This is a genomic window from Spiroplasma endosymbiont of Cantharis lateralis, from assembly GCF_964030855.1.
Lineage (GTDB): Bacteria > Bacillota_I > Bacilli_A > Mycoplasmatales > Mycoplasmataceae > Spiroplasma_A.
Map to the genome: position 1 here is coordinate 41,429 of NZ_CAXIQF010000006.1, position 10,850 is coordinate 52,278.

At 24.6% G+C, this 10,850-nt stretch carries 7 protein-coding genes and 1 pseudogene; 4 read left to right on the forward strand and 4 right to left on the reverse strand.

Translation table 4 applies throughout. The features are described 5' to 3' along the window. Positions 1-43 precede the first annotated feature (43 nt). Positions 44-2,500 (reverse strand): hypothetical protein, encoded by a 2,457-nt coding sequence (locus AAHM99_RS01935; protein ID WP_342275089.1) that lies wholly within the window; start codon positions 2,498-2,500, stop codon positions 44-46. Between the two features lie 100 nt (positions 2,501-2,600). Between AAHM99_RS01935 and AAHM99_RS01940 the strand changes: the two genes are divergently transcribed. Together AAHM99_RS01940 and AAHM99_RS01945 are read left to right on the forward strand one after the other, a co-directional pair. Continuing rightward, positions 2,601-7,820: an ABC transporter permease gene (locus AAHM99_RS01940; RefSeq protein WP_342275090.1), complete on the forward strand. Its 5,220-nt coding sequence runs from the start codon at positions 2,601-2,603 to the stop codon at positions 7,818-7,820. Between the two features lie 70 nt (positions 7,821-7,890). Next, positions 7,891-8,409, forward strand: a complete 519-nt coding sequence (locus AAHM99_RS01945) for a hypothetical protein (protein WP_342275091.1) — start codon at positions 7,891-7,893, stop codon at positions 8,407-8,409. 35 nt (positions 8,410-8,444) lie between these two features. Here the strand turns inward: AAHM99_RS01945 and AAHM99_RS01950 are convergent, their stop codons facing one another. Then, positions 8,445-8,867 (reverse strand): hypothetical protein, encoded by a 423-nt coding sequence (locus AAHM99_RS01950; RefSeq protein WP_342275092.1) that lies wholly within the window; start codon positions 8,865-8,867, stop codon positions 8,445-8,447. Positions 8,868-8,935: 68 nt separating this feature from the next. Between AAHM99_RS01950 and AAHM99_RS01955 the strand changes: the two genes are divergently transcribed. Next, complete coding sequence (locus tag AAHM99_RS01955; protein WP_342275093.1) at positions 8,936-9,511, forward strand: DJ-1 family glyoxalase III; 576 nt, start codon at positions 8,936-8,938, stop codon at positions 9,509-9,511. Between the two features lie 64 nt (positions 9,512-9,575). After that, a complete protein-coding gene (locus AAHM99_RS01960) occupies positions 9,576-9,770 on the forward strand; it encodes a hypothetical protein (RefSeq protein ID WP_342275094.1) in 195 nt (64 codons plus the stop codon). Here the strand turns inward: AAHM99_RS01960 and AAHM99_RS01965 are convergent. After that, the gene (locus AAHM99_RS01965; protein WP_342275095.1) at positions 9,755-9,952 is read right to left on the reverse strand and encodes a hypothetical protein; all 198 of its coding nucleotides are present in this window, start codon (positions 9,950-9,952) and stop codon (positions 9,755-9,757) included. The two genes, AAHM99_RS01960 and AAHM99_RS01965, sit on opposite strands and share 16 nt — an antisense overlap. Positions 9,953-10,646: 694 nt before the next feature. After that, positions 10,647-10,850: pseudogene (locus tag AAHM99_RS01970) on the reverse strand (ISNCY family transposase); the annotation flags it as partial.

Genomic DNA, 10,850 nt, shown 5'->3' on the forward strand with positions numbered 1-10,850 from the left:
AAGTTTCTTTACTTAAAGAAACTTTTTATAACCAAAATCAAATTTATACTCTTTTTATATTATTTATTTTTCATGAAACTTGATCAGGTTTAAGAATTAGATTAATTTCATAGTTAAAACTTTTATTATTAAAGGGATCAAAGTAGGTAGTTTGATAAGTTATTGATTGTACTAAATCTGCTTTATCGATATTAACATAACTTAAATTTTTTGTTTTAAAATTTTTGCTTTGAATTAATTTTTTATAGATATTATTTGAAACCTCAGTATCAATCATATTTATATCATTAAATGCTTTTACAATATCTTCTAAAATATAATTAGTTACTTTATCATCAAAAATATATTCCAATCCTTGCATAATAGAAGATTGTCTAAAATTACTAAATACTTGATTTCCATTTGAATCAAAATCAGTTCCCAAAGCATACATCGAAGCCTTAGAACCTTTAACTTTTTCATTTACTATTATTGGGTTTTCATTAATTTTTAAGTAAAGCCCATTTCTTGTTGAAGATAAAATTAAGGCTTGTAGGGGGTTATAGTCTCCAGTTAGACTATTTTCTATGAATTGCTTTTCACTATTTTTGCTTTTATATCATAGTTGATATTTATCATTTACAATTTCTTTACTAATAATATCTAACCCAATAGCTAATTTTTCTGCCTTTTTATCAATACTTTTTTTAATCTCCATTTTATTATTTGGATCAGCTTGAGCTATATTTTTATAAATTAAATCAATAAGTTTTGATATTGTAATACCACTTGCAATTTCATTTTTAAAAATAGAGTATAAACTAATTTTTTGTCCAGTTAAATCTTCAATTAAAGTAGAATCCTCATCTCAAATAGCGCTAAATAGATGTTTTAGTTGACTTGTTGTCTTTTCACTAACTTTTAAATCTATTGTAATACCAATACCATTTAATATTTCAATAACTTTATTTAGACCACTAAAGTCTGAATTAAATCCAAGACCATCACCAATTACTCATCTAAGCACATTTCCAACTTGATCGGGTCCAATTCCACCAAACGATCATCCTTTTCAAATTGCAACTCCATTGCCAATTCCATAAAGAAGAGACGAGTAGTTATTTTTTTTATTTTGTCCTAGTATTGGAGAACTTAATTTTGATATTAAACCTATTAATCCAACATTTTGATCAATATTTGTTACTTTTTCACCAGAGTTAAAAAGTAAATAAAATAGTTTTTGCATTTGTTTACCATCTAAATTTTTTTCAATGCTTGTAATTGTAGAAAGATTTTTTAAAAGTTTCTCTGTACTATAAGGATTTTCTTTTAAGCTTAAATTATTTAACTCCTTTAAAAAATCATTGTTTAATTTTTTACTATCAAATAAATAATCATTTGATAGTGGAATATAACTTGCAAAATCTATTGAAGAAATATATTTAAGCAGTCCAGAAATTATAAATAAGATATCTGTAATATTTTCAGTTTTTTCAAAAACTAATTTTAGTATTGTTTCAATATTTAAATTTAGATTATTTTTTTCTATTTGCTGAAAGAACTCCCCAATTATTTTTCCCAGGTTTTTATCAAAATTTTTATTTAAATCATATATATCTTCATTGCTGATAATTTTATCTTCTTGATTTAATACTCTGGCAAAAATATTATTAAACTTATTCAAGGAAGCATTTAGAATCATTTGTCCGTTTAGTTCTTCTGCTTTTTTATCTTCCATTAATATTGAGTTAATTAAGTTATCAAGTATTTTGGCTCCTCCTGATAAATTTACCTCATTTAAAAAATCTATTATTCATTTAAATATCTCTTCAATATTTTTTTCTTTTATAGCATTTTTAAATTCAGAATTAAAAAAATTCTTCAAAACTCCATAAATAACATTTGACTCTTGCAAAAAACCTATTGTTTTTGATAAAGGTTCATTAATTTTTTGAATTAATTTTGCAATTGGTTGAATATTTTTACTGTTTAAAGAATTAACTAAGTCATCATTTAAACCAAGTTGAGGTATAGCACCTTGAATCAAACCAGAAATACTTGGATGAATTCCTCCATTTGATTGAAGAGTAGTTATTGCAAATATAAGAGTTCCTGCAATATTTTTAACTGAGGTTATTGGAGCTTTAACTTCATCATTTAAAAAATTTTCTTGTAGTTGATTAATTGCAGCTCTATTTAAATCTTGACTATCAAAATAAAGATCTCTAAGGTTATTTAAAGTTGTTTCTTGACCTGTATTAAAAAGAGGTATTAAAGAATTTACTTTTGAACTATAGACAAGATTATTTAAATAATTTGAATCATATGCAAATCCAGTATTTGTTTCTTGACTTGCATTTTGAATCATTGAACCTCGTAATAAAGTTTCAGATATTTGAGTTAAATTATTAACTTTATTTATAATTGATGCTTTTTTTAAATTTATCATGCTACAAGAAGTAACACTTAGAGTAGAAGTTGTCACACTCATTACTGCTAATATTGATATTATTTTTTTCATTTTATCCCCCGATATTTAAATTATATTTTTAAATTATGATAAAATATTTTTGAAATAATATAATATTTCAAAAATAACTAATGAAGTCGGGAAAGATAAAATGAAAAAGACATTATTTTTATATTTAAAACAAGGTATAAAAGGTGTAATGAAATTTAAAATACAATTTATTGTAATTGTAATTTTAAGTTTTTTGGCTACCTTTATTTTAAGCGTCTCTTTTTCTACAACTAAAAGAATTAGTGAAGATTATGAAAAAACTATGTCTAAAATGGACCCATTTGATTTTGTTAGCCAACAAGTAGTAGGGGTTAATTCATCAGAAGGAAAAGGTTCAAATATAATTGCTCCTATGGATATTCTTAACAATCAGTTTTTGTATGTTAAAGATTCAAATGATTTAACTAGTCAAAGAAGTAATAAAGCAATTGATTTAAATTATAATATTTCTCACTTTGAAAATTTTTCAAGTGAGGGTTATGAAGAAACTTTTTTAACTAAAACTTTTAAAGATTCAACTATTCAAGAAAAATTTTTAGAAATGTTAGCTCATAGAGATTATTGATATAGTATTTTTCAATATACCTATGATCCAATTAGAGATGAAGTTAAGTGAAATCCAAACTTAGATGTTAATTATTATCCAGGTGCAACTTCAAACTCATATTTAACAAAAACCGCTGCAAATCAAAATAATCAGATAATTTCATCTTTTTATTTACCAACAATTGAACTGCTAAAAAAGAATTATTTAGAAGATTTATTTAGTGAAAATCCTCCAAGTTATGTCAAAAACACTTTGTTTTATGAGTTAAAAACTAAAGAACTGATTAGCAATAAAAATTTTGGTGCAGACTTAAGAGATAATAGTGATTTTGATATTTATAATCGATATCTATACTTTTCATTAGAAACTTTTATTAGACAATTAATAAGTTCAACAACTGAATATCCTTCATATTGAATTAATCAAGCAATAGCAAAGTCTAATTCAAAAGAAAGAGAAGATATAATTAAAGAATTTAATGAATTAAATGAAAATAATGAAATAGGCTTTAACTTCTTGTTAGAAAAACCAGAAGAAGAAAATAAAACTGAAAATAGAAAATTTGCACTATCAATATTTGGGTGAATTTTTGGATTTAATCCCACTTTACCCGAGGATTGAAATGAAGAAGAATTAAGGATTAATGATAAGTTTCTTGTTGATGATAATTCTAAAAGACCATGAAAAAACAATATTGATTTAGGTTCAGAAGATCCTGATTTAGATAGATATCCAAACTCAAAAGAGGAGATATTTAAAAATGGAATGAGAGGTAGTTTAAATCAAATTATTGTTAAAAGAAGCGAAAGTGGACAAATTTATAATTATGATAGTAGTTTTAGTAGTAAATATTTAAGACATTATGAGAATAATAGTATTGAATATTTAGCTGGTTATAATAGAGATTTTGAAGAGTTTGATAATTATAATAAAGAATATAATTATGAGGAAATATCGGCTTTAAAAGCATTCTATCTTAAAAATGAAATTTTATCTAAGGCAATGGGTTTTAAATATGAAGCAAGAGCTGAGATGGAATTTACAGATGTAATCTCAGAAGTTAATTATAGAATTATTGATATTAATAATGATTTAAAAAATAGACTAACTTTATATGAAGGAAATTTACCAAGAACCAAAAATGAAATTTTAATAAATCCTCAATTTGCAACGGCAAATAAATATCGACTAGGGGATAATATAGTCTTAGGTGAAAGCAACTTTGTTATATCAGGGTTTGCTGTAGAACCATTAAGTTATTTCCCAATGGGGAATACACAAGACCCACTTCCAAATAATAAGAAGAATGCTATAATTTTTGCTACAAAAGACAACTTTAATAAAATAATATCTACTCAATTAGAAAAAATTGCTACAAAATCTGTTTATTCAATGTTAACTGTTGAGAATAAAGAAGATATATCAGAGAGCAAAAAAAATCTAGAAAAATATAGAGCTTATTCATTTAATAATATTGTTGAAATATACAATTCATATAATTTTATAACTGGAAATAATGATAAATTAAATGATGTGTCATTTATAAATACTTATTCAACATTTGATTCAAGTAATCTTAAATTGAATTGAATTGTTGCACCAATGTTAATTTTAGGGTTTAAAATATTCTCCTATGCTTTTTCAATTTTAGTTTTTATAATTACAATAATAGCAACTGTTGTAGCGGTTAAAAAGACAGTTGAACTAAATTCTGGAGAGATTGCTATCTTAAAAGCAATGGGAGCTGGGAATTTTGAAATTTCATCTTCATATATATCTTATGGAATAATTGTAACTATGTTTGTGGCTCCCATTGCTTGACTATTAGGTTCCTTTATTCAAGAATTTGTTGCAAAAGTATTCTTGCAATTTTCTTCAGGAAAATCAAATTTAATTGTTTTTAGTCCTGTAGCTTTACTAATATCTATATTAATTTTTGGATTACTCTTATGTTTAATTTCATTTTTTACAGCGTTTTTATTAGTTAAAAAACCGACTTTAGAAATTATGCATAAAATGGAAAAAGTTAAAAGAATTAAATGAGTCGATAAAATTAATAATAAAATTTTTAGAAAAAGGTCATTCTCTACTAGATTTAGTATAGAGTTAGCAACCTCTGGTTTCTCTAAAACAATTCTTTCAGCTACAACGGTATTCTTTGCTGGTTTTTTAGTATCGTTTGGTCTAACAATTCCAGGTTTAGTTCAAAATGTGGTAGGAAGTTATTATAAAAATGTTTATTATTCTAATTATTTTGAAAATAGAGAATTAATAGGGAATGCACCTTTAGCAAAAACTTCTTTATCACCGACAAGAGAAATTGACTATTATGAGAAATCATTATTTGACAGCAATAATATTTTTGGAAGCGGAATAACAAAAATATCTAAAAGTGTATCTGATTTTGCACCACCTCCAGATAACTCAGCAATACCTCAAATCTTGTTAACTCAGGAAGGAAATAATCAAATAAAGGCAAATTGACTTTATGGTTTTATGAATGGAACTAGTTCTGATGAAATTAATTCAAGAGAACAAAACTCTTTAATTGCAATAATTGCAAGTTTATTGGGTAATAATATTAATCAGCTTGTTGGTAAAGGAATCTCAATTTCAGATATTCAAAAAATATTAGAATGAACAATTCACTCTAATTCACCTGATTTAGAAAACTTTGATGATAGATTACAAAAAATAAAAGATCTATCTGGATTATTAACTGATGGATTACCACAATTATTGATAAACTTTATTGATGGTTCATCAATAACAGATGGAGATTGAAAAGAGCAAATTGTAAATATTATAATTGCTCAAACACCTTCGTATATAAAACAATATGTAACTAGATCAGAAAATAGACTTAATAATTTTGCTTTTGGTTGACAAATAAATAAATATATTCCAGGAGTTGATAACTTTTATACAAGACTAAATGTTACGACAAATAATAATAGGAACTTAGACTTAACTGGTTTACAATCAACTCAAAATGCATATAACATGACTATGAATGATAGAGAAAATTTATTTATTAGTGATTATCAAATTCAAATCTTGCAACAATTGATAAAAGGCGAAACAATTGAACCAAATGAACTAAAAGAAATTAGTAGATTTTATGATGGAAAAAATTTAACTATTCCTGTTATTTCAAATGAGCAAACAGATTTTGAATTAGATAAAAATTGAGATAATCTTGAAAGTCCAAAAATTCAAAAGGATAGACTTATATTAAGAGAAAACGCTTTGAATATTCCAAATGAGGCATGAATGTATGACGATGGCGATTGATTAAAATATAAAAACTCATCTAGTTCTAAACATTTTATTGATATGGATGGACTATCTGCAAGTAAATTTACACATGCTCCAATATTTGATCAAACTGGATTTGATTTATTTAACAGTGAGAAAGAAATGAAACTTAAAGATAATGCTTATGGATTTTTCAATTTAAATTCAACTCCAACACCAGAAGGGGAAAAATTAGATTTTGAAATAAGACCGTACTATTCTTTTGACAATATAATAATGTTTATTCCATCAATCTATAAAGAAAATTTTATGAAGCTAAAACAGAGTGGAAATAGAGATAGTAGTAAATGATGACAAGATAATGCTTCAGATTTTGTTCCAGAAGAAACTAAAAAAGCTTGAGCAAAAATTAACCCGAATTTAGAAAAAAATAGTGAGTATTTTGCATTCAAACCTTATTCTCTATATTATGATGCATCAGGAAGTTTTGAACGTGAGCAAGAGAATTTATCAGGAGTTCCAGTTGAATATATGTCAAAAGGGTATGAAAACCTTTTTGCAAGAACTCTAAGAGAAATTGATGGTCCAATAACTTTAGGAAACGTTGAAATGAATTGAATATCAAATAATAAAAATATTGAAAAAATAAAATTTAAAAAAATTGGTTCAATTGGAGTGTATGGAAAACCTATAGTAATTGCAGATCAAAGTATTGTAAATATTTTAAGTGGATATGGTATTTCAAAATATATTCCATTCAATCTAAAATATGAAGACACTTCAAAACCTGTTGGCTCTTATAATGTTAATGGAGTTGACATCAAAACATATGATTATATAAATCCAAATGACTTTAGTGAAAAAGCTGATAATAATATTGAAGATTTAATTTATGGTGATAATGACTTTCAAAAAAGTGTTAGACCAAGTATGTGGTATAGTGGTATATTATCAAATGCAGAAGAACCATACTTTATTACAACTCAAGCATCTTTTTCAAGAGACTATAAAGCAGGTCAAGATACTATCAATGGAAATAATTATGGATCAAGTACACTTGAAATGAAATCAACAGTTTTATTAGGTCAGCAAAAAGCTCTAATAAACCAATTATCTTCTATAATTTTAAGTGTGGCCACTGTAGCAATATGCTTATTAATAATAATTATGGTTTTAACAATTACCTTAATAAATGATTTATACGTTAATCAATATAAAAAATTTATGATTGTTATGAAATCATTGGGATATTCAAATTGAAAAATTATTAAATATACATTTGGTAGTGTTACTATATTATCTGCATTATTCTATGCATTAGGAGTGTTTGCAAACTTCACAATAATATCAATATTATTTAATGTAATTAGTAAACAACTTGGTTCAATACCATTTGGTTTAACTTGATGAAGTCCATTATTGGCAATTATTCTTGTTTTTGGTTCATTCTTTGTTTCAATTGTTATAACAACTAAAAATATTAGAAAAAAATCTCCCTCAGTTCTTATGAAATAAAAGAAAACTAATGAGAAGTAAGAAAAATTTATAATTATGATATAATTTTATAAATTAAAGGAGTTTAAATATGAGTGAAAAAGTTTATCAATTAAGTTCAGATCAATTAGGTGTAGTTAAATTTCCAGATTCATGACTTTTAATTCATTTTGAACTTGAAGAAGAATTGGAGCCAAGTCAATATTTTTTCCCCACTTTAGATGAGGGGATTAAGAAATTTGCATTGATTTTTGAAAAGAAAATAATTAATTATTGACTATCAAAAGGAAATGAAGGAAAATTAAAAATTGCTAAATTAAAAGAATACTTATTAACATCATGAAATAATCCTGGAGTTGAGACAATGAAAGAATTATTGATTAAAAATTATGACTACTTGGAATTTAAGCAAAAATCCTCAAAAGAACTAATTGACGAAAATCACAGGTTTTTAGCATTAACAATTATTCATATTTGCTTAAATCATAATAAAAATCACTTTTATTTTAATGGATTGCATGTTTCTACTAAATTTGTTGATAAAATGTTAGCAGTGGATTTTTGGTCAAAAGTTGAACAAGAATCTTTGCAAGATAACAATAAAATATAATTAAAAAATAAAATTGACTACCTAGGTAGTCAATTTTATTTTAAAATTTTCAATAAATCATTTTGTTTGATATTAAGATATTGATTCATATTATTTGCTAGAACATATATTGATGCTGCCTTATCGTAGTATTTTGTCATTTTGTTAGGGCCAAAATTTGAATAAGTTTCAATAACCTTATTTTTAACATCACAAATAACTAAGTCTATATTTTCTTTAAAACCAAAAGAATTGAATCCTTTCGAATAAATTAGTCTAAAACCATTTTCTGGAGAAAATTTATCTTTAAAAATTAATGAACTAAATTTTTTAGAAACATTTCTAATAGTTCTTATATTTATTTCTAATAGTTCTTGATTGTGGATTAGTTTTGAAGAACTATTTTCTTTAAATAAATCTTTATTTTTATCTTTTTTAAATATTTTTGTTACTAGTATTAAATTTTTAATAGTTCCCATAGAAATCACCTATAAATATTATATATAAAAAATAGTAGTATAATATTAAAAGAAAAGAGGAATAAAAAATGGCAAAAGTAGCTATCTTTGTTGCTAATGGTTTTGAAGATACAGAAGTTGTTGCGACAGTAGATGTTTTAAGAAGAGCAGAAAAATTATTTCCTAAAAGTTTTCCTGTTGTTGATATAGTATCAATTAACGATTCAAAACAAGTAAAGGGTGCTTGAAATATTGAAATTATGGCAGATAAATTAATTAATGATATTAATTTTTCTGAATATGATTGTTTAATTTTACCTGGTGGAAGAATTGGTGTTGATCATTTAAAAGAAAGTGAAATTTTAATGAGTGCACTTGAAAAACATGCAAAGGCGAATAAAGTTATTGCAGCTATTTGTGCTGCTCCAGAGATATTGGGTAAATTAGGATTAGTTGATGGGATTGAAGTTACACATTATCCTGGGTGCACCTCTAATTTAGAAAAAGCAATTAAGAAACCTCATATATCTGCAATTGCTGATAAAAACTTCATTACTGGAAGTTCAATTGGTGGGGCTTTACAATTTGCTTTACAGATAGTTGATCACTTTACTTCAACTGAAAAAATGTTGGAGCTACATAAGACTTTAGTATTTAATTATTAGAAGAACACATTTATGTGCTCTTTTACTATATAATAAATTATGAAATGAAATTTTAAGGGAATTTATGAGAAGAAATAATAGTAATCTACAATTGGTTAAATATTTAATGGCTTTTTTAATTATTTTGTACCATGATTGAACTGCTTTCGGTTATCAAAATATTATTTTTTTAGAGCCAATTATTGGAGCTTCTATGAGCGTTTTCATACTTATTACTGGATATTTTAAAGTTGATAGTAAAAATTATAACTTTTTATAACTTTTTATGATTGTAATGTGTTGTTTAATAATAAATACAATAGTTTGTCTTTCAATTAATAATTTTACAAATATACTTGGTCATGTAAATAATTTATTTCTTGGTGGTAGAGATTGATGATATATTTGATGTTTTCTATTATTACAACCATTTATTAAATATCTAAATGACTTTGTGAACAAAACTACATCAACTTTTTTATTTATATCAATATGTTTATTATTTATTTTTTCTTCTGCAACAACTTCTCTATATAGATTTGGACAAGTATTTACAATGTTTAATTTATTCTATATGTTTACTTTTTATTTAATTGGAGCCTGAATTAAGAGATATTATAATTTAGAGGGTATTAAAAAATTCCTTATTCCAATGTTCTTATTTCTTCTAATTTACATTCCTATTATGTATTACAACATGAATGTAATAAATTATAAAATTTCAATGAGTACATCAAATATTATTACATTTCTTATGTCTATTCCATTATTTTTAATTTTCTTATCTATTCCATCATATAGTAATAAGTTTATTGATTATCTTGGAAAATTATCATTATATGTTTATTTATTTCATTATCTTATTCAGATAATATTTATGGAGAAATTATTTAATAACAACTTCTTAAATTTTAGTCCAGTACTTATAAGAAATATAGTATACGCCTTAATAATTTTAATTGGCACAACACTTATTTCAGTTCCTATTTGTTATTCTTCTGAGAAATTTTCAAAATATACAACAAGTCTCATTTTCAAAATTTGAGATAAATATAAAATTTATTAAATAAGTTAATAATAGAAAATTATTTTTTATGTTTTTAGAAAGCAAGGCCCTGTCAATAACAAATGAAAATGTCTCAAAATCGTAGATTTATTAAACTGTAAATCTACGATTTTTATATTGTTCCTTTCATGTTTTAGAAAAGTAAATATAATTTGTATATCTAAAGTGATTAGATGGAACACTAGGTTTTTTAATTTTAGACTCAGTTTTTTTAACTTCATTAACCTGACCAACTGGTGTATTTTTAGTTTTGACTTCCACTAATCTATAGAACTTATCTGTATAATTTGCATA